Source organism: Vibrio sp. 10N.286.48.C11 (assembly GCF_041469805.1).
Taxonomy (GTDB): domain Bacteria; phylum Pseudomonadota; class Gammaproteobacteria; order Enterobacterales; family Vibrionaceae; genus Vibrio; species Vibrio crassostreae_C.
The window spans coordinates 42252-66766 of record NZ_JBFRLK010000040.1 but is presented as its reverse complement, the minus strand read 5'-3'; the positions used below and the strand labels follow the sequence as shown (position 1 = coordinate 66766).

20 protein-coding genes and 1 pseudogene are annotated in these 24515 nt (G+C 44.4%); 8 read left to right on the top strand and 13 right to left on the bottom strand.

The window, feature by feature from the left end:
* The first annotated feature begins 241 nt into the window (after nt 1-241).
* The 5 genes from potA to AB4209_RS11625 all read left to right on the top strand — a co-directional run bounded on the left by potA (nt 242) and on the right by AB4209_RS11625 (nt 5400).
* Nucleotides 242-1357, top strand: coding sequence for a spermidine/putrescine ABC transporter ATP-binding protein PotA (gene potA / locus AB4209_RS11645; RefSeq protein ID WP_017059631.1), 1116 nt, complete (start codon nt 242-244; stop codon nt 1355-1357).
* On the top strand, nt 1341-2198 hold the full coding sequence (potB, locus tag AB4209_RS11640) for a spermidine/putrescine ABC transporter permease PotB (protein ID WP_017059630.1): 858 nt from the start codon (nt 1341-1343) through the stop codon (nt 2196-2198). Before potA ends, potB begins: the two co-directional genes overlap by 17 nt.
* Nucleotides 2198-2968: a spermidine/putrescine ABC transporter permease PotC gene (potC, locus tag AB4209_RS11635; protein WP_017059629.1), complete on the top strand. Its 771-nt coding sequence runs from the start codon at nt 2198-2200 to the stop codon at nt 2966-2968. Before potB ends, potC begins: the two co-directional genes overlap by 1 nt.
* Before the next feature lie 149 nt (nt 2969-3117).
* Nucleotides 3118-4152: an extracellular solute-binding protein gene (locus AB4209_RS11630; protein ID WP_017059628.1), complete on the top strand. Its 1035-nt coding sequence runs from the start codon at nt 3118-3120 to the stop codon at nt 4150-4152.
* Nucleotides 4153-4362: 210 nt separating this feature from the next.
* Entirely contained in the window at nt 4363-5400 is a 1038-nt protein-coding gene (locus AB4209_RS11625; protein ID WP_017059627.1) for an extracellular solute-binding protein, read from the top strand.
* A gap of 94 nt (nt 5401-5494) precedes the next feature.
* On the opposite strand, the gene cobB is transcribed toward AB4209_RS11625, so the two are convergent.
* The 11 genes from cobB to AB4209_RS11570 all read right to left on the bottom strand — a co-directional run bounded on the left by cobB (nt 5495) and on the right by AB4209_RS11570 (nt 17086).
* Entirely contained in the window at nt 5495-6229 is a 735-nt protein-coding gene (cobB, locus tag AB4209_RS11620; protein ID WP_017063867.1) for a Sir2 family NAD+-dependent deacetylase, read from the bottom strand.
* A 258-nt stretch (nt 6230-6487) separates the two neighbouring features.
* On the bottom strand, nt 6488-7708 hold the full coding sequence (locus tag AB4209_RS11615; protein ID WP_048610990.1) for an ammonium transporter: 1221 nt from the start codon (nt 7706-7708) through the stop codon (nt 6488-6490).
* A gap of 376 nt (nt 7709-8084) precedes the next feature.
* Nucleotides 8085-8501, bottom strand: a complete 417-nt coding sequence (locus tag AB4209_RS11610; RefSeq protein WP_017059624.1) for a hypothetical protein — start codon at nt 8499-8501, stop codon at nt 8085-8087.
* Nucleotides 8485-9558 carry a formate dehydrogenase subunit gamma gene (locus tag AB4209_RS11605; protein ID WP_017068194.1) on the bottom strand — a complete coding sequence of 358 codons (1074 nt, stop codon included), beginning with the start codon at nt 9556-9558 and terminating at the stop codon, nt 8485-8487. Before AB4209_RS11605 ends, AB4209_RS11610 begins: the two co-directional genes overlap by 17 nt.
* Before the next feature lie 13 nt (nt 9559-9571).
* Nucleotides 9572-10180 (bottom strand): formate dehydrogenase FDH3 subunit beta, encoded by a 609-nt coding sequence (fdh3B, locus tag AB4209_RS11600; protein ID WP_004742271.1) that lies wholly within the window; start codon nt 10178-10180, stop codon nt 9572-9574.
* An 11-nt stretch (nt 10181-10191) separates the two neighbouring features.
* Complete coding sequence (locus AB4209_RS11595) at nt 10192-13047, bottom strand: formate dehydrogenase subunit alpha (RefSeq protein ID WP_372055933.1); 2856 nt, start codon at nt 13045-13047, stop codon at nt 10192-10194.
* 10 nt (nt 13048-13057) lie between these two features.
* The gene (locus AB4209_RS11590; protein WP_008217926.1) at nt 13058-13258 is read right to left on the bottom strand and encodes a twin-arginine translocation signal domain-containing protein; all 201 of its coding nucleotides are present in this window, start codon (nt 13256-13258) and stop codon (nt 13058-13060) included.
* Between the two features lie 75 nt (nt 13259-13333).
* A complete protein-coding gene (locus tag AB4209_RS11585) occupies nt 13334-13972 on the bottom strand; it encodes a molecular chaperone (RefSeq protein WP_017059621.1) in 639 nt (212 codons plus the stop codon).
* Between the two features lie 9 nt (nt 13973-13981).
* Nucleotides 13982-15649: a 4Fe-4S dicluster domain-containing protein gene (locus AB4209_RS11580; protein WP_372055931.1), complete on the bottom strand. Its 1668-nt coding sequence runs from the start codon at nt 15647-15649 to the stop codon at nt 13982-13984.
* A gap of 299 nt (nt 15650-15948) precedes the next feature.
* Nucleotides 15949-16632 carry a DUF3306 domain-containing protein gene (locus AB4209_RS11575; protein WP_372055929.1) on the bottom strand — a complete coding sequence of 228 codons (684 nt, stop codon included), beginning with the start codon at nt 16630-16632 and terminating at the stop codon, nt 15949-15951.
* Entirely contained in the window at nt 16622-17086 is a 465-nt protein-coding gene (locus AB4209_RS11570; protein ID WP_017070541.1) for a DUF3305 domain-containing protein, read from the bottom strand. The genes AB4209_RS11575 and AB4209_RS11570 overlap by 11 nt, the downstream gene beginning before the upstream one ends.
* Before the next feature lie 397 nt (nt 17087-17483).
* Here AB4209_RS11570 and AB4209_RS11565 point away from each other — a divergent pair, with 397 nt between their 5' ends.
* The gene (locus AB4209_RS11565; RefSeq protein WP_017068189.1) at nt 17484-18305 is read left to right on the top strand and encodes a formate dehydrogenase accessory sulfurtransferase FdhD; all 822 of its coding nucleotides are present in this window, start codon (nt 17484-17486) and stop codon (nt 18303-18305) included.
* 222 nt (nt 18306-18527) lie between these two features.
* On the opposite strand, the gene AB4209_RS11560 is transcribed toward AB4209_RS11565, so the two are convergent.
* Complete coding sequence (locus AB4209_RS11560) at nt 18528-20111, bottom strand: ABC-F family ATPase (RefSeq protein ID WP_050650342.1); 1584 nt, start codon at nt 20109-20111, stop codon at nt 18528-18530.
* A 462-nt stretch (nt 20112-20573) separates the two neighbouring features.
* Here AB4209_RS11560 and AB4209_RS11555 point away from each other — a divergent pair, with 462 nt between their 5' ends.
* On the top strand, nt 20574-22919 hold the full coding sequence (locus tag AB4209_RS11555) for an ATP-binding protein (protein ID WP_372055927.1): 2346 nt from the start codon (nt 20574-20576) through the stop codon (nt 22917-22919).
* Nucleotide 22920: 1 nt separating this feature from the next.
* Nucleotides 22921-23808, top strand: coding sequence for a mechanosensitive ion channel family protein (locus AB4209_RS11550; RefSeq protein WP_048612067.1), 888 nt, complete (start codon nt 22921-22923; stop codon nt 23806-23808).
* A 130-nt stretch (nt 23809-23938) separates the two neighbouring features.
* On the opposite strand, the pseudogene AB4209_RS11545 reads toward AB4209_RS11550, so the two are convergent.
* Nucleotides 23939-24502: pseudogene (locus AB4209_RS11545) on the bottom strand (methyl-accepting chemotaxis protein); the annotation flags it as partial.
* Nucleotides 24503-24515: the final 13 nt, after the last annotated feature.

Genomic DNA, 24515 nt, shown 5'->3' with positions numbered 1-24515 from the left:
TAAAATATGAATCTGTAACAAGGCTTGCTTTTGCGTCTTAATGGTTAATAATTAGACACTTGTTAGGGTGTAGACCCAGTAAATAACAGTATGGTAAAGGATGTTTACTTTTACCTGCGAAATTTTTTATCTTCGAAAGGTAAAAAATGCTTTGAATTCACGTTTTTGGTGATTATGATGCGCGCCTTAAAGGTGTATAGCAACAGGTCTCAAATAGAACCAAGGTGGAGAAAAACAGACGTTGAACGCTAAAAAATCAGTAGGAAAGCCAGTAGTACAGCTAACTGGCATCAGTAAAAGTTTCGATGGTAAGGAAGTCATCGGCAATCTGGATTTAAACGTAAATCATGGTGAGTTTCTCACGATTTTAGGCCCATCAGGTTGTGGTAAAACAACCGTGCTAAGAATGATTGCGGGTTTTGAAACGGCAGATAGTGGTCAAATACTATTAGCTGAACAAAACGTAACCCAAGTTCCTGCTGAACAAAGGCATGTAAACACTGTATTCCAAAGCTATGCCCTATTCCCGCATATGACCGTTTTCGACAATGTGGCATTTGGCTTACGCATGCAGAAAGTTCCAAACAGCGAGATTGAACCTCGTGTAATGGATGCTTTGAAAATGGTGCGCCTAGAACAAATGGCACAACGAAAGCCACACCAGCTATCTGGTGGTCAACAGCAACGTATCGCAATCGCTCGTGCTGTCGTTAATAAGCCTAAAGTTCTTTTGTTGGATGAATCTCTATCTGCTCTGGATTACAAACTACGTAAACAGATGCAAATCGAGCTGAAACAATTACAACGCCAACTTGGTATCACGTTCATTTTTGTAACGCATGACCAAGAAGAGGCGCTGTCTATGTCTGACCGTATTATTGTTATGCGTGATGGCGTGATTGAACAAGACGGAACACCAAGAGAGATCTACGAAGAGCCTAAGAACCTATTTGTAGCGCGTTTCATTGGTGAAATTAACGTATTCGAAGCGACAGCGAAATCTCGTCAAGATGAAAAACGCATTGTTGCGACAATCGAAGGTGAAGAGTCCATTATCTATCACGATAAAGACGTAACACCGGGTCAAAAACTGCAAGTATTGCTTCGACCTGAAGATCTTCGAATCGAAGAAATTAAAGAGTCAGAGCAACGCGGTATTGTTGGCCACATTGTCGAGCGAACCTATAAAGGCATGACATTAGATTCAGTCGTAGAACTTGAATCTGGTATGCGTGTCATGGTTAGCGAATTCTTCAACGAAGATGACCCTGATGTTGATCACTCACTGGGCCAAAAAGTTGCAGTAACTTGGGTTGAGAGCTGGGAAGTGGTATTAGAAGATGAGCAAGAAGTTTAATTTACAAAACGCAATTGTTGCTTTAATCACAGGTTGGTTAGTGTTGTTCGTGATGATTCCAAACATCATGATCATTGGTACTAGCTTCTTAACTCGTGATGAAGCGAACTTGATCGAGATGACCTTCACTCTCGATAACTACGTGCGTTTGGCTGACCCGCTGTATTTTAAAGTGTTGATGCACTCTTTCTATATGGCAATTGTCGCAACCCTACTTTGTTTGATTATTGGTTACCCATTCGCTTACATCGTGGCAAAAATGCCGGCGAAGTGGCGTCCAATCATGTTGTTCCTAGTGATAGTACCATTCTGGACGAACTCTTTGATTCGTACATACGGATTAAAAATTGTACTGGGTACGCAAGGTGTCTTGAACAAAAGCTTGTTAGCGTTAGATATCATTGATAAACCGCTACGTATCATGTACTCAGAAACCGCAGTAATGATCGGTTTAGTGTACATCCTACTTCCGTTTATGATTCTGCCGCTGTATTCAGCGATTGAAAAACTGGACGATACGTATTTAGAAGCGGCTAAAGATTTAGGTGCGAACAAACTGCAAACGCTATTGAAAGTGGTACTACCACTAACAATGCCGGGCATTATTGGCGGCTGTTTGTTAGTGCTACTGCCAGCGTTAGGTATGTTCTACATCTCTGACCTATTAGGCGGAGCTAAGAACCTATTGATTGGTAACGTGATTAAGAGCCAAGTGCTCAACGCTCGAGACTGGCCGTTTGGCGCAGCGACGAGTATCGCACTGACCATGGCAATGGCTGTGATGCTGTATGCCTACTACCGAGCAGGTAAGCTATTGAACAAGAAAGTGGAGCTAGACTAATGGGGCGCACAGTTAAGTTCAGCTTTATGGCGCTGGTATACGCCTTTCTATACCTACCTATTATCGTATTGATCGCTAACTCGTTTAATGCCAATAAGTTTGGTATGAAATGGGGTGGCTTCACCACTAAATGGTATGACGCGCTTATTAACAACGACAGCCTAATGCAGGCTGCGTGGCACTCGATCAACGTAGCGGTGTTCTCAGCAACAGCCGCAACGATTGTCGGGAGCCTTACAGCAGTAGCCCTATTCCGTTACCAATTTAAAGGTAAAGGCATCGTAAATGGCATGCTGTTCATCGTAATGATGTCTCCAGATATCGTAATGGCGATTTCGCTTCTTGCGCTATTCTTGGTAATGGGTGTTCAACTTGGGTTCTTTACCCTACTTGCTGCTCACATTACCTTCTGTCTACCGTTTGTTGTAGTAACGGTATACAGTCGCTTGAATGGCTTTGATGTGAAGATGCTAGAAGCAGCAAAAGACTTAGGTGCAAGTGAATGGACGATTCTAAAACAGATCATTCTGCCTCTTGCTAAGCCAGCGGTTGCTGCGGGTTGGTTATTGAGCTTCACTCTGTCTTTGGACGATGTAATCATTAGCTCTTTCGTAACCGGCCCAACGTATGAAATCTTACCACTGAAGATTTACTCAATGGTTAAAGTGGGTATCTCTCCTGAGGTAAACGCCCTAGCAACAGTGATGTTAGTGGTGTCGTTAATACTGGTGATCATTTCTCAGTCATTAGCGAGAGAAAAAATCAAGTAAGTCTCCTACTCTATATAGAGACTGGCTTGATTAAGAAGTTAAGAGACTTCAAGTTCAAAAAAAGTGTTAATCATAAACAGAATGGTAAATTGCCATTCTGTTTTTCTATCTACTGCCTTCGGGCAACGTTTAGTTTGGAGCTAACGTCAATGAAAAAATGGGCTACTCTATTAGCTGGTAGTGCATGTGCGCTTTCAATGTTATCTGCACCATCATTTGCAAAAGATAACAAAGAATTGGTATTCATGAATTGGGGACCTTACATCAACAGTGAGATTCTAGAACAGTTCACTGATGAAACTGGTATCAAGGTGATCTACTCGACTTACGAGTCGAACGAAACCCTGTACGCAAAGCTAAAAACACACAACAAAGGCTATGACCTAGTTGTGCCGTCGACTTACTTCGTATCTAAGATGCGTGACGAAGGTATGCTACAAAAGATCGACAAAACTAAGCTGAACAACTTCAAGAATCTAGATACTAACTATCTAGATAAGCCGTACGACCCAAGCAACGACTACTCTATTCCACACGTAGTTGCGATCACAGGTCTTGCTGTTAACACTGACATGTACGATCCAGAAGATTTCCAAAGCTGGGCTGATCTATGGAAGCCAGAGCTTGAAGGTCAACTGATGATGATGGACGACACTCGTGAAGTGTTCCACATCGCACTGCGTAAGTTAGGTTACTCTGGTAACACAACCAACGAAAAAGAGATCGACGAAGCGTACGCTGAGCTACAAAAGCTTATGCCAAACGTTCTAGTATTTAACTCAGACAACCCAGGCGCGCCTTACATGTCTGGTGAAGTGGGTCTTGGTATGCTGTGGAACGGTTCTGCTGCTGCAGCGCAAAACGAAGGTCTACCAATCAAACTGGTTTTCCCTAAAGAAGGCGGTATCGGTTGGGTTGATAACTTTGCGATTAGCTCTGGTGCGGTAAACGTAGAAGCAGCTCATAAGATGATTGATTTCCTACTTCGCCCTGAAATTGCTGAGCAAATTTCTCGTGACACAGGCTACCTAACGGCCGTTAAAGCGTCTAACGAGAAGTTCAAAGATAGCCCTGCGCTATTCCCATCGCAAGAAGACCTTGATCGTGTTGAATGGCAAGCTGCGGTTGGCGATAAGACAGTGAAGTACGAAGATTACTTCATGAAACTTAAAGCAGGTCAGTAATTTAGCTTATTATCTAACTGTGGCTAAGTAACCAGTTTACTTAACAGGTCAACGTAGATAATCAATAAGTTAAAAATAAGAATATCAATGAATAGGCAGCTTAGGCTGCCTATTTTATTATATCGCTGCTATAATATAGCGCGATTTTTCGAAATCCTTTACCTTGGGTTCACTACCCAGCTCCAAATCAAACAAATGAACGGAACAGTAATGAAAAAAACACTGTATACCGGCGCATTGTGTGCTGCTACTTTACTTTCTACACCCTCTTTCGCAGCTGACCAAGAACTGTATTTTTACAACTGGTCTGAATATATTCCAAATGAAGTACTAGAAGACTTCACAGAAGAGACGGGCATTAAAGTCTACTACTCAACTTATGAGTCTAACGAAAGCATGTACGCTAAGTTAAAAACTCAAGGTACGGGTTACGACTTAGTGGTTCCTTCTACTTACTTCGTTTCTAAGATGCGTAAAGAAGGCATGCTTCAAGAGCTTGATAAAACCAAGCTAAGCCACTTTGCAGATTTGGATCCAAATTACTTAGATAAGCCATTTGACCCAAATAACAACTACTCAATCCCATACATCTGGGGTGCGACGGGTATTGGTATCAACTCAGACATGCTAGACAAGTCTTCAGTTAAAAACTGGGGCGATCTGTGGGATACGCAGTGGGAAGGTCAACTGATGATGATGGATGACTCTCGTGAGGTTTTCCATATCGCTCTATCTAAACTGGGCTACTCTCCAAACACGACTAACCCTGAAGAAATCAAAGAAGCCTACGAAGAACTTCGTAAGCTAATGCCAAACGTATTGGTATTTAACTCAGATTTCCCAGCGAACCCTTACCTAGCAGGTGAAGTGTCTCTTGGTATGCTTTGGAATGGTTCTGCTTACATGGCACGCCAAGAAGGCGCAACGATTGACATTATCTGGCCAGAAAAAGGCGCTATCTTCTGGATGGACAGCCTAGCAATTCCAGCAGGCGCTAAGAACACTGAAGCGGCTCATAAGATGATCGACTTCCTTCTTCGCCCAGAGAACGCTGCGAAAATTGCTCTAGAGATCGGTTACCCGACACCAGTTAAAACCGCTTACCCTCTTCTTCCTAAAGAATTTGCTGAAGACAAGAACGTTTTCCCACCACAATCAGTGATGGATAACGGTGTGTGGCAAGATGAAGTTGGTGAAGCGAGCGTTATTTATGACGAGTACTTCCAAAAACTTAAAGTAAACAACTAAGTTATTGTTAGTTAAGAAGTTAAGTAAATAAAGCGGCGTAAGCCGCTTTATTTTTTCAGATTCAGAAACTGATGTGTGTTATTAAAGACAAGGCTTAGGCCGTTAAAGAACCTTTCTCTGTACATAATAACTCGCCAACCAGTTTAGGCACCTCGATACTCGCCTTGCCGTAGCGCTTCTCTTCAAATTCACTTTCAACCGCACTTGGTTCGAGGTTTATCTCGATAGTATGTGCACCATGCATTTTCGCATCGTGAACAAAGCCTGCCGCTGGATAAACAACACCTGAAGTTCCGATAGAGATAAACAGATCCGCTTCTTCCAGTGCGGAATAAATGTCGCCCATTCTTAGTGGCATTTCGCCAAACCAAACAATATGTGGACGCATTTGTGCAGGGATTTGGCAGCAATGACAAAGTTCACCCGTTTCAATATCGCCTTTGTGCTCTACAACTTGATTGGATTCACTGCAACGCGCTTTTAAAAGTTCACCATGCATGTGAATAATGTTGTTGCTACCGCCTCTCTCGTGCAAATTGTCGATGTTTTGAGTAATGATGGTAACTTTGCCATCAAGCTTGTCTTCGAGCTCTCCTAGCGCCTTGTGGGCTGAATTGGGCTGAATGCTCTCACTTTGCAGGCCGTGACGACGCTTGTTATAGAAGGCTTGTACCAAGTCAGGATCTTTTGCGAACCCTTCAGGCGTCGCTACATCTTCGATTTTGTGGTTTTCCCATAGCCCGTCTTGTGCTCGGAATGTTTGTATCCCCGACTCTGCAGAGATGCCAGCGCCAGTAAGAATTACGATATTTCGATATGGGAAATGCATATAACGTCCTTTTAGATATGTCACTTTGTAACAGCTTAGCACTGTTCAAATTCCAACAATAGTTTTGGGGATTAGACCATAGTCTTAGGCAACTGAATTCATTGGTTATTTGTGACATGACTCGCTTGATGGATACTGCCATTGTTACTCAAACTCTTGGTTTAGCTTTTCACAGAACCAAAAAAAGCGACCGAAGCCGCTTAGTTCTGTTTAACTGATGCCTACTTGATGAGCTTAAACCCATTAAAGTGAGCGACGTTAGTCTTCGTTGATAGACGAGATCTTATGGATTGAAAGATCCGCGCCGTTGAATTCGTCTTCTTCACTTAAACGTAGGCCTGTTAGTTTGCTCAACACACCATAAACAATCATTGCGCCAATCAAAGCCACAGCAATGCCCGCTAGTGTGCCAACCACTTGAGAAGCAAAACTCACCCCGCCTAAGCCCCAGAATGTTTGTGAGCCGAAGATACCTGCTGCAATGCCACCCCAAGCGCCACATACGCCGTGTAGAGGCCACACACCCAATACATCATCAATCTGTGTTTTGTTTTGCATGTAAGTGAACAGGTAAACAAACAATGCGCCTGCCACGCCGCCCGTTACCAAAGCGCCTAATGGGTGCATTAAGTCTGAACCTGCACAAATAGCGACGAGACCAGCCAAAGGACCATTGTGGATGAAACCCGGGTCATTTTTACCTGCAATTAGAGCCGCAAGAATACCGCCAACCATGGCCATTAGTGAGTTCATCGCCACTAGGCCGCTGATGCCGTTGATTGCTTGAGCTGACATCACGTTAAAGCCAAACCAACCGACACATAAGATCCAAGAGCCTAGTGCTAAGAATGGGATATTCGATGGCGCGAAGTTGGTGTGTTTGCCTGCACGGATTCGACCTTTACGCATCCCTAAGAAGTAAACCGCAACCAAAGCAATCCAACCACCTACGCCGTGAACCACTACAGAGCCTGCGAAGTCATGGAACCCATAACCAAACTGGCCTTCTAGCCAATCTTGGAATCCAAAGTTGCCGTTCCAAATGATGCCTTCAAAAAATGGATAGATGAAACCAACCGTAAACAGTGTCGCAATCAAAATTGGGTAGAAACGTGCACGCTCTGCGATACCACCTGAAACGATCGCTGGGATTGCCGCAGCGAATGTCATTAGGAAGAAGAACTTAACCAGTTCATATCCGTTGCCTTGCGAAAGTGTTTCTGCGTCTGCAAAAAAGTGTGCACCGTAAGCAACCCAGTAACCGATAAAGAAGTAAGCAATGGCGGAGACACCAAAATCCGACAGGATCTTAACGAGCGCGTTGACTTGGTTCTTCTTTCGAACGGTACCGACTTCTAGAAAAGCAAAGCCAGCGTGCATCAAGAAAACCATGATGGCACCGAGTAATAGGAATAAAGTATCTGAACTTTGGGTAAGGGTTTGTACTGCACTATGAACTTGAGTCACCGTTTCACTCATTAAAGCATTCTCCTTCGCTTTATCTGATTTGCACTGATATCGTGCGATTCAATGTTGTAATTAATTAAAGACTCAACAGTGAACGCAAGATGCGTTCCAAGTGTGAAGGGTAATTTTCGTGCAACAGGTTTTACTTTTAAATTATTGATTAATAGCGCATAAATTTATTAGTGCACTTTCTTGGTTCTTAATAAGCGTAAAAATTGAAACAAGAATTGCACCAATTAAGGGAGTTGCACCATATTGAAGCGGTCAATACCATGCTTCATTCAGTTTTGTTGCTGATTAGAAACAAAAAGCCCAATGACCGAAATCATTGGGCTTTCAAAAGGACTATTGTGCTAGATAATTCGCTATCTAGTAAGTCTATGCTCGACTACAAGTTTGGACCTGTTGTCGGGTTTTGCGGTAGGTTTTGACTTAAACGCTGCATACCTTGATACATACGAATAAACCAAACCACAATCGCAACACCACCAAACAACATGCCGACATACGGGATGTAGTAAGCGATGTCATCGATAATGTGGTTTTGATACCAGTAATCGTTAACACCGATCAACACGCCATTAGAGGTCGCTACTGTCACGATAAGTACAACAAAGAACGTCAAGTTCAAGAAGAACGAGCGAATCAAGCCGTAGTAATGGGTATCCACTACTTCGCCGTCTTCACCTTTATCTAAACGATAGCCCGCGTAGATGATGGCAACCACACCAGAGAGAAGACAAGTAAATGGCGTAAAGCAGCTTAGTATGTAAGCGACCCAAATACCTTTATGAGGTTTGTTCATTCTTATTCACCCCTTCCGTTTTCTCTGTTGCTGCGTTAGCGCTTTGTTCAACGCCGTTTTTCTCTTGTTCCATCACTTCTTTGTACCAAAGATCATGGTGCTCTTTAGCCCAAGTCTCATCAACTTCGCCTGTTACCATGCCTTCTAGTGCCCCTTCCATACCGAACAAGCCGATGTAGATGTGGAACACGAAACCACAGATAAGGATCAAAGCAGCCAACATGTGGACTAGGTTTGAGAGCTCCATATCTCGACGGGTTTGACCGAAGATTGGGAAGTCTAAAACCAAGCCACTGATCGCAGCCACACTACCCATAACAATCAATAGCCAGAACAGTGCTTTTTCACCCGCGTTCGAAAACTCTGCAGATGGATGAGAACCTTTATGTTTCCCGACCATACCACCCAGTTTCATGAACCACTGTACATCGACCATCTTGAAAATAGACTTGCGCCACCACTTGATGAGAACAGCCATCAACAGCACATAGAAAATCGGGCCGATGTAGTTGTGGTATTGCTTCGCCAATAGAACGATGAAGCCCCAAAGGTCTGTTGGAATGTACGGCTTCAAGAAGTGCTTACCGTAAACCAACATCAAACCACTGAACGCCAGTGTTAAGAAGGTAAACGCCATACTCCAGTGCAAGGCACGGTCTAGTCGAGACCAACGTTTGATCTTACGGCCTGTTCTTGGCGCGCTTAGCATTAGCGGGCCAATCACAACGTACATCAAAGTCACGAAAGCAATACTGCCAAAGATAGCGACGGCACCGGCTGGTGACATCCACTTCTCTTTCAATATGTACCACGTTTGACCTGGAGTACTGATCAACACACCATGCTCAGCTGATTGAGATGTGGTGTAACCTTCCTCACCGTTTCTCACTTGTCGCCAAAAATCGGCGCCAGCAAGTTGTGTGATTTCTCGTTGAGCAGAGCTCGATTGAGTTTGTGATGAGTTCGTCTCAGATGCATGACTCATAGGAGAAAGCATTGTTAGTGCTGCCAACATTGGCAGCACTACAAGGAAGAGACGCTTAAACATTGTAAGCATATGTCTCTCCTACTTAGCTCTTAGTCGCATCGTAAGAAAGGTCGTTGCCGTCTGTCCAACCTGCACCTTTCGCACCACGTTCAACAACACGCTGACGGAAAACATCAGAAACTTTCTCTGCGTCACCCGCTAGCAGTGCCTTAGTTGAACAAAGCGAAGCACACATTGGCAGTTTGCCTTCAGCAATACGGTTCGCACCGTATTTTTGACGCTCTTCAACAGAACCTGGCTCTGTTTCTGGGCCGCCAGCACAGAAGGTACACTTGTCCATCTTACCGCGCTCACCAAACGCTTCCTGTTTAGGGAATTGAGGTGCGCCAAACGGACAAGCAAACAAGCAGTAACCACAACCGATACAAAGATCTTTATTGTGAAGTACGATGCCGTCTTCTGTATGTTCAAAACAGTCTGCAGGACAAACTGCCATACAAGGCGCATCAGTACAGTGCATACACGCTACTGAGATAGAGTTTTCACCCGGTTCGCCATCGTTCAATGTCACAACGCGACGACGTTGAATACCCCATTCCAGAGCATCATCATTTTCATTCTTACATGCAGTGACACAACCGTTACATTCGATACAACGCTTGGTGTCACAAAGAAATTTCATTCTAGCCATTTTAAGACTCCTTACGCTTTACGAATATTACAAAGGGTTACTTTCGTTTCCTGCATCAACGTGACAGGGTCGTAACCGTATGTGGTTGCTGTGTTAGCAGCTTCACCAATAACGTAAGGATCAGTGCCTTCTGGGTATTTAGAACGCAAATCTTCGCCTTGGAACTTACCACCGAAGTGGAATGGGATGAATGCCAGCCCCGGTTTCACACGACGTGTAACCATCGCTTTCACCTTAATTCGGCCCTTCTCAGCACCCTCAACCCAAACATCATCACCGTCTTTAAAGCCGATGTCGTTCGCGTCTTTCGGGTTCACTTCAACGAACATCTCTTGTTGAAGTTCTGCTAGCCAAGGGTTAGAACGTGTCTCTTCACCACCACCTTCGTACTCAACCAGACGACCAGAAGTCAGGATAATCGGGTATTCACCAGATTTGTCTTGCTCTTGAATCGACTTGTAAAGCGTAGGTACACGGAAGATCGCCTCTTTGTCATCCCATGTTGGGTAATCAGCAACAAGATCACGACGTGGCGTGTAAAGTGGCTCACGGTGTAGAGGTACGCGGTCTGGGAATGTCCAAACAATCGCACGCGCTTTCGCATTACCAAACGGGATACAACCATGCTTGATAGCCACACGTTGGATGCCACCAGAAACGTCAGTCTTCCAGTTTTTACCTTCAGCAGAGGCTTTTTCTTCTGCTGTTAGGTCGTCCCACCACCCCAGTTGTTTCAGCAGTTTGTCACTGAACTCTGGGTAACCATCTTTGATTTCGCTGCCTTTTGAGTAGCTGTCTTCAGCCAATAGGCTTTGACCTTCAAATTCGACACCGAAACGAGTACGGAAGTTACCGCCGCCCTCAGCAACTGGTTTAGACGTATCGTAAAGGATATGCGTACCTGGGTGTTTCATTTCTGGGTTGCCCCAACATGGCCAAGGCAGACCGTAAGTCTCGCCATTCGCTGGGCCGCCTTCTGCAGCAAGCGTGGTTTTGTGGAACGTGTGCCAGTTTTGTTGGTGTTCTTTCAAACGCTCTGGGCTTTGACCTGTATAGCCGATCGTCCACATACCTTTGTTGAATTCACGAGTGATGTCTTCAATCAATGGTTGATTGTTCTCAACACGGATGTTTTTGAACAGTTGATCAGAGAAACCAAGCTTCTTAGAAAGAAGGTACATGATTTCGTGGTCAGGCTTAGATTCGAACAGAGGATCAACAACCTTATCACGCCACTGTAGAGAACGGTTTGACGCCGTTACACTGCCGTAGGTTTCAAATTGAGTGGTTGCTGGAAGCAAGTAAACGCCGTCGGTGCGATCGTTCATTACTGCCGCGACTGTTGGGTATGGGTCAACGATAACCATCATATCCAGCTTCTGCATCGCCTTCTTCATCTCTGGACCACGAGTCTGAGAGTTCACTGCGTGACCCCAGTAGAACATGGCACGGATGTTTTCGCGTTGGCGAATCTTGTCTTTGTCTTCAAGTACGCCATCAACCCAACGAGATACAGGAATACCTGCACTGTTCATTGGTTTTTGACCGCCGTATGCGTTGTCGTCGAAACGGCCTTTCACCCAGTCAAAGTCGATATCCCAAACTTTTGACCAGTGACGCCAAGAACCTTCAGACAAGCCGTAGTAGCCTGGAAGTGTGTCTGACAGTACGCCAAGGTCGGTTGCGCCTTGTACGTTATCGTGACCACGGAAAATGTTTGCACCGCCACCTGACTTGCCGATGTTACCTAGCGCAAGCTCAAGTACACAGTAAGCACGTGTGTTGTTGTTACCCGTCGTGTGTTGAGTACCACCCATACACCAAACGATACAACCCGGACGGTTTTCAGAAAGCAGTTTTGCTGTGTGGTAAACGTCTTGTTCACTTACGCCAGTAACGCGCTCAACTTCAGCTGGGCTCCACTTCGCGACTTCTTCACGGATCTCGTCCATGCCGAATACACGTTGGCGGATGAACTCTTGGTCTTCCCATTGGTTAGCAAAGACATGCCATAACACACCCCAGATAAACGCAACGTCTGAACCTGGGCGAAGAGAAACATAGTGATCAGATTTCGCAGCAGTACGCGTACGACGAGGATCCGCAACAACGATCTTACAGTTGTTCTTCTCTTTCGCGATTAAGATGTGCTGCATCGCAACCGGGTGAGCTTCTGCTGGGTTCGAACCAATGAACAGCATCGATTTACAGTTGTGCATGTCATTGAACGAGTTTGTCATTGCACCGTAACCCCAAGTGTTCGCAACACCGGCTACTGTGGTTGAGTGACAAATACGTGCTTGGTGGTCAACGTTGTTGGTGCCCCAAAGCGAAGCCATCTTACGGAATGCATAAGCTTGCTCGTTACTGTGTTTCGCACTACCTAGGAAGTAAACTGAATCAGGGCCAGACTCTTTACGAAGTTCTAGCGCTTTGTTACCGATCTCTTCAATCGCTTGTTCCCAAGAAAGCTTCTTCCACTTACCGCCTTCCAATTTCATTGGGTACTTAAGACGACGTTCACCGTGGCCGTGCTCACGAAGTGCTGCACCTTTCGCACAGTGTCCACCAGCGTTGAATGGGTGATCGAATGCAGGCTCTTGACCTGTCCATACGCCATTTTGAACTTCAGCGTAGATACCACAACCCACAGAACAGTGAGAACAGATAGTACGTTTCACTTCTGTTTTCGCTTCTGGATCGACTGATTTAGCCTGTGCTTTCTTCATCATACCTGGTGCAAATAGACTTGCGCCTACCACTGCGCCACCAGCAGCTAATGAAGTGTTTTTCATGAAGGCACGTCGAGACACACCTAGCTGATTGGTTTCTTTGCTCACACTATCGGAGCGTTTGACAAGTTTCATCCGTTATCTCCTAAAGTGTGTCGTAGTAATCGCGAATGTGTTGCGTCTCACGATACCCTGTCTTCTTCACGTCTTCTTTCGAAATTTCAACAGTTTCTGAAGCGGTTGCCACTTTAGTTGTACCAGCGACAACGGCACCAGCAACGGCTGCAGTCGTCAAGCCTTTGAGTAGATCCCTACGGCTTGTATTTATATCTTTATTATCTTTCATCATTGCTTCCTTACCTTACGGTAGATCTTTTGGAGGCTTAATGCCCCTCTATCGATATAATCGCGTACTGCTCGATTACTCGTAATCAGTGACGTTTTTCACATCAATCTTTAATTTGTGCTTACTGCTTTTTGTATTCACGCTAAAACGCACTTGTTCTAACGTTAAGAATGCTTCACACAGTTGAGCGGCCGATTTGTAGAAGTTCGCGCTTTCTGCCCCTTCAAGCTGACGCGTGAAAGAGTTAAACCAAGGGCCAAGGTGCTTATTGAATACCGCCTGTTGCAGTGCTTCTTCTTCAGCCGTTAGCATCGCCATCACTTCACACAGTGCTGCGATATGATCTTCCGGCTCTTTCACTTGATCGTCACGCTCAATGCCTAAAAGCTCTAAGTCATGACGAATCTCTGCCAATGGTTTTTCCATCATGGCGCCAGTGCGATGCCAAGAACCAAATGGAACGACTTCTCCACGCCCAATACCGATGAACAAATCTTGATATTCGTCTTCAAGAGCTTCACGGTTTGATTCTGTTGCCGCTTGTTGAATGGCAATCCAAGCCTTTTGCATTGCGCTTTCAGACGCTTCAATATCGAGTGTTTTTAGAAAGTCGATCACCTCTTCAGAAGGTGCGCTGCGAAACAGTGCGGATAGAACCAAATAGATCTCAGTTCTTAGTGTCTGTTCTTGTGCCTGATCCAAATTCGTTTCCAAGGCTAACTCCTAGTATTTCAATTGTTTCAATGGGTCTTGAGCCATTGAATCGAACATATCCACCACACGGCAGTCTTCACACATAGCAATACGATTAATCGCTGCTTCATCTGAAAAGTGAGAGTGACCGCGTAACTTGTTCTGTAACATGTCAATCATAGACTGAGGTGCGAATGGTTTATGGCAACGTACACATTCCGCAGCTTTCTCTTCATGAATCACAACCGCTTGTTGACGTTCTTCTTTTACCCAGTTCATACGAGGCGTAAGAGTCAGAACATTTTCAGGACATGCCTTTTCACACAAGCCACATTGAATACAGTCTTGTTCTACAAATTTAAGTGATGGGGAAGCCCCGTCGGTATGAAGTGCACGTGTCGGACACACAGCCACACAGCTCATACATAACGTACAATCTTTGCTATCACACGAAACGTTGCCGTAAGGTGCGTTTGACGGAAGCTCAACAATATTTTCAACAGGAATACGAGCTGAAGACATCGCATCAAGTGCTGTAAATAGACGTTGGCGCTTGTTGCCTTGAAGATCGCCAAGTGCAAGGTCGAATGAATCCACACAAAGTGTTGGAGGACATTCACGTAGAGATTCTAAGTACAGAATATCGATGGTTTCTTTTGGAATACCGATTTGATCTAGTAGTTCTTGAGCAATCCCTACTTCGTTATTCAGAACACGAATGATCGTTTCTGGCATAAAGCGAGATGCGGCAAACAGAACCTGAGTTGCGCCATTAACTAAAGCTGCAAACCAAGTATCGATACCAATAGATGGCAGTTCTTCTACGACAATTGGAATCACGTTATCTGGTAGCGCTTTAAGAGCCATCACGTTGTAAGTCTCATGACGTGAGCTACAGATAAGTACGATTGGATCCAGACCACCCGCTTGCTCGTAGTTAGCTAGCGTACGTTCAATGAATTTTTGAGTATCGTCAGGGTTAGGTAATGCGTAAGAGATAGCTTCTGTCGGACAGCTCGTTGCACACGTACCCACGCCTTGACATAGGTAAGGGTTAATCTCGATCTTATGACCCGTCTTATCTGAGCCTTCACTTGAAAGTGCACCAGCAGGACAAGCATCAACACAACGCTCACAACCTTTAACACCACGAGAACTGTGTGCACATAGGTCTGTGTCCAAACGGAAGAACTTAGGCTTATCAAACGTGCCCATTAACGTAGGAATTTCTTCTAACGCTTCAGCCAGTTTTGGATAGCCTCGACCTACTGGGTAATAACCAGGAACAGGCACTTCTTCAGTCATGCAGCTATTCAGACATAAGTCCAAAACCACATCAAAACAGTCATGATTGATTGCTACTTTTGCAAGGTTATTGGTTAGGCCTTTGTTTTCGATTAGAACTTCGAACGTACCAAGGAACCCTGAAACCTGAACAGCATTTGCGTAGTAAAGCTCTGACTCAGTATTCGTTGCCTTCACACCATCTGTCGAAAGCAGTGTTAGGCTTGTTAACTGAGGTAATTGAGCCGCAGCACTTTCAATGATCGCAGTTGGACCAATAACAAGTGTATTACCGCCGCTTTCGTAGCTAACAGTAGGTGGAATCAGATTTGTTAACTCAACTGTATTTTCAAATGCATACAGTCTTGCTTTAGCGTTATTTGAATTTGCTTGTTCTAATAATTGTTTAAGCATTGCTCAGTTCCATCTTTGGACATGGATAATCTGTTCAACCTTTATTGTAGTAAGCGAGAGAGAACTTGCTGAGTAATCCGTTAACAACTAACCCTTTAGCCAGTGTGTCGTTCGTCAGACCGTGAACTCGTCTATCTACAAAAAAGTTGATAATGAACGTTATTTTGCAAATGCCATGCCAATTTAATATGCCTTATATTTCAGTGATTTAATCCTATATAACGTTTATTGTGCGTATAAAAAAACCGCTTGGGACATTTTGTCGCAAGCGGTTCATTGAGTGTTTAGTCAAAATGTACCTATTCTTTGTGTGGTATATTTTGTCCCACCTCTTTCAGGTCTGCTTCGTCTGACATTGTAGCGTTATTATCCGATACTGTGTTTTTATACAGTTCTTTTTCTTGTTCGGTTATTTCGGCACTTTCTGACGTTTCAAGTTTATTATCAGATACCTCAAGATCGCTTTCAGAATTTTCTAAAACTTCACCTTCGTCTTTATTATCAATGATTTGCTCTTCTTCTGGCGCAGTTTCTTCTTCCGTTTTGTCTTTAACCCAATCACGCAAGGTTTCCGCAACCCCTTCAGAAAGAGACTTCAAATTACTGTAATCGTCGTCGTAATCATCTAAACCATCACGAACGTTGAATTCTTCTGAGAGGAATAATTTACGCAATGCCGCTTTTTTTACGCTTTCTGAAGCTTCTGACACCAATAATTGAGCAACAGACAAGTCTTCAGTCGTTTCTGATGCTATCTCCTGAGAGTCAATAGTTTGAGAATCGACAGCGTGTTCTGGAGACTCTTTTTCCAAAGTTCCACGTTCTAATGACTCCGATGTTTCTGCGTCTATAGATGAAGCAGCAGACGAAGTCTTTGCGGAAGTAAGCTCAGTTTCCTCAAGCGTTTGTTGCGCTTCTAAAGGTTGGTCGGTTGATTCATCAAGCTTTCGTTGAGACCAACGGCTAAAAAAGTTAGTTGCCATTTGATCGACCCGCGCCTTTACGTTTCTTACGTCTTGCTTCTAATAACTCACCATGACGACCGATGAACGCTTCCATCCAAGCTTGTACAGGTAACGGAATGTCGTATGAAAGGACTTGGTTGTCACCGTCCATGTATTGCCCTGCAACGGTTTGTGATGCTGTAAGTAACTGAATGACGGGCTTAACGCCTGAATCGACATTATCCATCACTAAGAAAAGCTTAGGTTGCTGAGAGCTTAGGTTGAAACGATAGTCTGTACGCTCGTCTTTGTGCAACTGAAGCAAACATACGTCTGGGGTTTCATGTTCAGGTGATAATTCAAAACCGATGAGTTCCCATTGAGTTGCTACCCAAATGCCAGTTTTGATCTCTTTCTCTATTCTTTGGACACCTATTGGCCAAGCTGATTCTGTTTTTTCGTAGTGTTCTTGGAATTCTTTTATCTCAGACATACTGCACCCAATTGATTTTCTTTATTCTGATCGTACGTAGGACATTTTGTACTTCGCATAATCATATACCCTCTACAAAGCAATAAACACGCCAATACATTTTAAGTCCTGCTCCGTCTTTAGTGCGTTTGTCGTAAAGTTACCCCTATAACGTTAGTCGATCGCGTTGGTTTGAGACAGTTAGTCTCGGTGAACTCTCATATTTTGCGCTATTTTAATCGAATGCTTCATGTTTTCTCGAATAGCCGCTATTTTGGAATGAGAATTGCTAAATGCTTGAGTTAAAGCTAAGACTGACTAAGTGACAGAGAACGCATGTATTCTAAAGAGTCGTATGATGACTCTTGCCTAACTTCTTATCCCTTATAATCGCTATCTCATTAAGTAGGACGTGACTGTGGTAAAACCAAACATAATAAAAACCAGTGAAAACCCACTTCAGACCATCGAAGTTGAAGTGTTTGATGAATATGGCGAAAAGCTAACGAAACAAATTGCGTGCGAGCGCCCTCTTACCGTTATGTTGAACTGGAAAGAGATCGTAACTCTAATGACATTGGGTTCACGCCCGGAAGCATTAGTCTTGGGTTATTTGAAAAACCAAAGCTTCCTTTCTGATCCAGAAGCCGTTGAATCAATCATCATCGACTGGGAAACCAGCTCAGCAGCGGTTATCACCAAAGAAGATACGAGCCAACTTGAGCAAGCGCTTAAGAAGAAGACAGTTACCTCTGGCTGTGGCCAAGGTACCATGTATGGCAACGTGATGAAGCAATTGGAAGATTACCAAGTGCCTCAAACCAAGATTAAGCAATCTGAAATCTATACGGCTCTAGAAGCGCTGACTCATTATAACGACACCTACAAGAAAGCGGGTGCGGTTCATGGCTGTGCTGTTTGCAAAGACGACAAGGTTCTATCGTTTGTTGAAGATGTTGGCCGACACAATGCCGTTGATACATTGGCTGGTGAGATGTGGCTTAACAAAGAGACAGGTGAAGATAAGATCTTCTACACCACAGGCCGTTTAACGTCTGAGATGGTGATTAAGGTTGCGCAGATGGGAATCCCTGTTCTACTGTCACGCTCTGGCGTTACACAAATGGGCTTAGATTTAGCGCAGAAGTTCGGCATCACTACGATTGCTCGCGCTAAAGGTTTACGCTTCCAAGTGTTCACGGGTGCAGACAAGATTGACTTTGATGTGAAAGGTGAATAATCAGCAGTCGGAAAAAAGCGTAGGTTTGATTGGTGATTCACTAACCGCTTCTAATTGTAAAGTTCTGATGTAAATAGTTAGTGACCCATCAAGGATAAATACATAGAAACTTAGCTAGATACAAAAACGCCGTCATGCTTTTTAGTATGACGGCGTTTTTAATTTTCAATTTATAGCTTAATTTCCAACGCATAGAGTTGAAAACTAAGGCTAACTTAAAGCTTAGCCGCGTGCTTTCAAGAACTCAGCGTAAGTACCGCGGAAATCGTTGATCTTGCCATCTTTGATTTCAAGGATACGAGTTGCAAGCGAGTCTACGAATACACGGTCGTGAGATACGAAGAACAATGTGCCTTTGTAGTTCTCAAGAGCCAAGTTAAGCGCTTCGATAGATTCCATATCCATGTGGTTTGTTGGCTCATCCATTAGAAGGATGTTTGGTTTATGCATCATGATCTTACCAAGAAGCATACGACCTTGCTCACCACCAGAGATAACCTTTACAGATTTCTTAATGTCGTCTTGACCAAATAGCATACGACCTAGGAAGCCACGAACAACTTGCTCGTCTTCGCCTTCTTGACGCCATTGGCTCATCCAATCAAACAGGTTCATGTCTTGTTCGAAGTCATGTGCGTGATCTTGAGCGTAGTAACCGATGTTTGAGTTTTCAGACCACTTGTACTCACCAGTGCGAGGCTCAAGAGCGCCAGCTAGTGTGTTAAGTAGTGTTGTTTTACCCACACCGTTCTCACCGATGATAGCAACACGCTCACCTACTTCGAAAATACCGTCGAACTTGTTGTATAGGTCTTCTTCAAAACCTTGAGATAGGTTTTCAACCACAAGTGCGTTACGGAATAGCTCTTTAGACTGTTCGAAACGGATGAATGGGTTTTGACGGCTAGACGCTTTAACTTCGTCTAGTTGGATCTTATCGATCTGCTTAGCACGAGACGTTGCTTGCTTCGCTTTCGATGCGTTAGCAGAGAAACGAGATACGAACGTTTGAAGTTCAGCAATTTGCGCTTTCTTCTTAGCGTTGTCAGACAGTAGACGCTCACGAGCTTGAGTCGCAGCCGTCATGTACTCATCGTAGTTACCTGGGAATAGACGAAGTTCGCCGTAATCAAGGTCAGCCATGTGTGTACAAACAGAGTTTAGGAAGTGACGGTCGTGCGAAATGATGATCATTGTGCAGTTACGTTGGTTTAGCGTATCTTCCAACCACTTGATGGTGTCCATATCCAGGTTGTTCGTTGGTTCGTCAAGAAGCATGATATGCGGGTCTGCAAACAGTACTTGAGACAATAGAACACGAAGTTTCCAACCCGGTGCTACTTCGCTCATAAGGCCGAAGTGCATTGATTCTTCAATACCTACCGCAAGAAGAAGCTCACCCGCTTTAGCTTCTGCCATGTAACCGTCCATTTCAGCGAACTGAACTTCAAGGTCAGCCACTTTCATGCCGTCTTCTTCGCTCATTTCTGGCAAAGAGTAAATGCGGTCACGCTCTTGCTTAATAGCCCAAAGCTCTTTGTGACCCATGATAACCGTGTCGATTACCGTGAATTCTTCGTAAGCAAATTGGTCTTGGTTTAGCTTAGCAACGCGCTCGTTTGGATCGTAGCTTACGTTACCAGCACTTGGCTCAAGTTCACCAGATAGGATCTTCATGAACGTCGATTTACCACAGCCATTCGCGCCGATTAAACCGTAGCGGTTGCCTTCGCCGAACTTAACTGAAATATTTTCGAAAAGTGGCTTAGCGCCGAATTGTTGGGTGATATTTGCTGTGGAGATCAATGCCATTACCTTTTTAATGTGAAAAACGCCGCAACGTTACTTGTTCAGGGCTTTAACTGCAAGTATTGATTGCAATTACTGGCCATTAAGTGAGTGATAACCTAGCCAAATCATAGTTTGAGCTGACTCACATTTTTGATTTTCTATTTATCGCCGATAAGCCGTCGATTTTAAGGAAAAACAAAATATCGAACAGCGCCCCATAATGGGCGGTATATAACGTCCTAAATCGTGCCAACCATTGAATATATCGTATGCTGATTGGTCACAGTAAAAGCCAACCCGATCAACGCAACAGCAGACATAACAAAGATGCTCAAATACTAGCCTAATCCCTGACAATTTCATGACAAAATCGCTCGAAACAGGAATAAAGTACTCGCCCCCGACACGGGGTTGGATTTCACAAAGTCAGATTATCTAACTATAGTAATCCTAACCTCATAATTCTAAGAGACTTTTATGCGTTCACTATCGCGCTTCTTAATCCTCACTTTGGCCATTCTCTCTTGGCCTAGTCATGCCAACTTGGAATATGACTTACAATCTCAGCCGCAGGTATCCGATTCTGCTGTTGATCTCGATGATCGAATTGATTCGTTACCCGACCCCCTCTTTATGGAGCCGTCGGACAGACGCCAAGTCAATATATTGCTCGCTGAAGTGCTACAAGTTCAAAAGCAGGAAATCAAAACCTTCGAGCAACAGATAAAAGCCTACAGAGCAAACAACGACGCCGAACAATGGTTTGCCGTTCAAACCAGCTACGTCACGTTGAATAGCTTGAATGTGAGCAAGCAACACCTGTTAGAGCAGACGAACTCCGCTAATAAAGAGCGCCTAACGGGTTTTGGCCCTTACGGCGTAACTCAATTTAAACAAGAGTGGGAATTAACCAAGCTCAACATTGAGTATCTTGTTTACTTCCAGATTCGTAGCTTTAAAGCGCTCGTTAAAGACATCTTTATTTCGCCAGTGCCTGTGATTGGTGCATCGTTAAAAGTGTTGTTTATCTATTTTGGTTTAGCGTGGTGGCTTGCCAACAGCACTCGCTTGATCGAATTGTTCAGAATTAATTTTCTTGAAGCGAAAACGAACCCTCCATTTTTAGTACGTGTGATCTGGTACATCAGCCGCGCTGATCGTGCGATTGCTTGGTTAATTGCGATTACGCTTTCTCTAAGAGTGCTCTCCAGCATCCCTAGCCTGCAACACCTGATTTTCCTTGAGATCTTCACTTGGTGGATTCTAGGTGGTTCGATTGCTATCAGCTTTATTTTGGAATTTGCGTATCGTTTGGGCCGCACATCTAATCAAGAAGTGATTGCGCTGCGCCTATCGACCATTCGCCGTTATGTTTGGAGCTTCATTGTTGCGGGTGTGACTTTGCAAATATCGAGTATCACGCTAGGCAAAGGCACTATCTATAGCTGGATCTACAGCGCCCTATTTTTCTGGTTTGTACTGGTTACCATTTCAGTGCTTAGATTATGGCGTGCGAAAGTCTTCGATACGCTGCAACACATCTCTGATCGTCCGGTATGGGTGAACTGGGCAGTAAACCGCAAGGATACCTTCTTACTTAATATATTGGCGACGGCCATTGGCATCGTATGGTTGAGTGTTTACAACTTCCAACACCGCATCATGGCCTTACTGTCTAATTACACACTGTTTAGCCAAGCTTTGGCGTACCTGTTTAGAATTGAAGTGGCTAAGCAGTCTGACCTTGACAAGAATCAGCAAAACTTGGTTCGAATCAAAGGCGATCAAACCTATGAATACATCCTACCGGGTAATATCGACAGCACGCTGATTGATTACGCCGGTGATGAGGTTAAGCAACTGTCTCGCTACTTGATGTCAGACAGCCCTGCTATCTGTATTGTTTCAGGTGAACGTGGTGTGGGCGCAACAACGCTGCTTTATACCCTGCTGCACAAAGTCTCTAACGCTGAGCCTGTCTACGTAAGTTGCCCTTACGCGGGTTACCAAGAGCTGTTAGCACATCTAGCGGTGAGCATCGGTTTGGAAGAAAAAGCGACTGAGATTCAGATCTTGGCGCATCTTCGTAAAAGCAAGACCACGTACCTGATTGCGATCGACAATGCACAACGTCTAGTTAAGCCAATGGTTGGCGGCTTGTCTGATTTGATCCGTTTAACCAACCTATTGCGCCGTTCTAAAAAGAACCACCGTATCGTGATTTCGATTGCTAAATCGAGCTGGCGATTTGTCGATCGTGCGCGTGGTGAACGTCTGCTGTTTGATTTGGTGTGTTTTCTACCACGTTGGACTGAGAAACAAGTCGGTGAGCTTTTAAACAGCCGTATCAATACGGAGCTTGAGAAGCCGTTATCGTTTGATGGTTTAGTGGTGCCTAAACAGTGGGACCAAGATGACATGAGCGAGGAAGATCGCGCCCGCCAAGGTTTCTACCGAATCTTGTGGCATTACTCTGATGGTAACCCTACCGTTGCTCTTCGCTTCTTCCGACTCTCTTTGAATCGAAACAAAGATACCGATCAAGCAGTGGTGCGCTTGTTCCATGTTCCTGAAGCACAGGAGCTGGAAAACATGCCAAAACCTATGTTGGCTGTGCTTCGTTCTATCGTGCAATTGGAAATCGCTTCTCCGGAAGTATTGTCTGATTGTACGCAGCTAAGTACGGCTGAGATAACCGGTATTCTGCGTTACTTTGAAAGCCGTGGTTATATTGGTTGGCATGAAGAAAAGGCTCGAATTTCCGAGCACTGGTTCCGCCACATTACTAACGTTCTCGACCGTCAACATCTACTGGTGAAGTAAAATGAAGAAGTTATTTATCCTACTATTTGTTGGCTTGGCAAGTGCTGTCAGTTTCCCGACCTTTGCGACGGAAGAGTTAGCCAATGTAGAAAACATCTCAAAGATAGCTAGCCTAGTGCGATGGAGCGGCGTGTTCTTCTCCATGATCGTTATTGCTGCGATGTGGTTACTGCTCAAGTTCATCAACTCAATGGTGACCAGTTTTGGTAGCCAATTCGTGCAATATCGAATGTTGCTACAAAAACTGCAGTCGTTTACTCAGTTCTTTATCTACGTGAGCACCGGTCTTATCGTGTTCATGATGAGCTTTAGAATCAACGACCAAATACTGGCTTTGATTGGTGGTACCCTCGCCGTGTCGGTCGGCTTTGCGCTTAAAGACTTGGCAGCATCATTTATCGCGGGCATCACGGTAATGATTGATAGACCCTTTCAAGTTGGTGACCGCGTCACGTTCGAAGGCAACTACGGTGATATCATTACCATTGGTTTGCGTTCAGTGCGAATGAGAACCCTGAACGATGACATCATTACCATTCCGAACAACAAGTTCTTAAATGAAGTGACCACCAGTGGTAACTACGGTGCGTTGGACATGCAGGTGGTGATTCCGTTTTACGTTGGTATGGATGAAGACATCACCCTAGCCCGCGATCTGATTCAAGAAGCGGCGTCTTCAAGTCGTTATATCCACTTGCCGAAACCTGTAACGGTTTTGGTTAAACAGACGATTACCGATAACTACCTAGCAATACAGCTAACTTGTAAGGCTTACGTTGTGGATACTGCGTATGAGAAGCTGTTTGAAACCGACATTACTTTGCGTGTGATGAAAGAGTTTAAGAAGCACAACATCAACCCACCGAAAATTTCAGTAGCGGCGCATTAGGCTTGATGCTTTAGACGTTTGTTGCTTATAGCAAATGACTAGCCATAAATAAAAACACCTCCGAACTTATCGCAAGTGCGGAGGTGTTTTTTATGAGCTTTTTATCTTTAAGCTAATAGTCCTATTGATGCTAAACCTTAAAGTATTTCAATTGCTCAGTAAGGTGTTCTGTAGTGTTCGCCATTTTCTGACTGTCTTCTGCGAGCGATTGTGAGGCTTGGAGTACCTCATTTGCAGCGAGATGAATCCCAGTAACACTTTCACTCATTTCAGTGGCTACCGTGCTTTGCTGCTCCGAGGCTGCGGCAATTTGTGCCACCATGTCATTGGCGTTATGCAGTTCATTCACAATCACATCGAGTTGTTGACGGGTTTCGTTAGACGCGACAACACTGTGATCAACCTTCTCGTTACTGCTTTGCATTGCCTTAAAGGTCCGTTCTGCTTGTTGAGTCAGTTTCTCAATCGTGGATTGCACTTCGTTAGTTGAATTTTGAGTGCGGCTAGCAAGATTTCGAACTTCATCAGCAACCACTGCGAATCCTCTGCCTTGCTCTCCTGCACGTGCCGCTTCTATTGCTGCGTTGAGCGCTAACAAGTTCGTTTGTTCTGATACATCACGAATCACACCAACGACTTGGCTTATTTCAGTCACGCCTGATTGCAGATCTCTGACTAAGTTATTCGCGTTACTTAATTTCATAGCT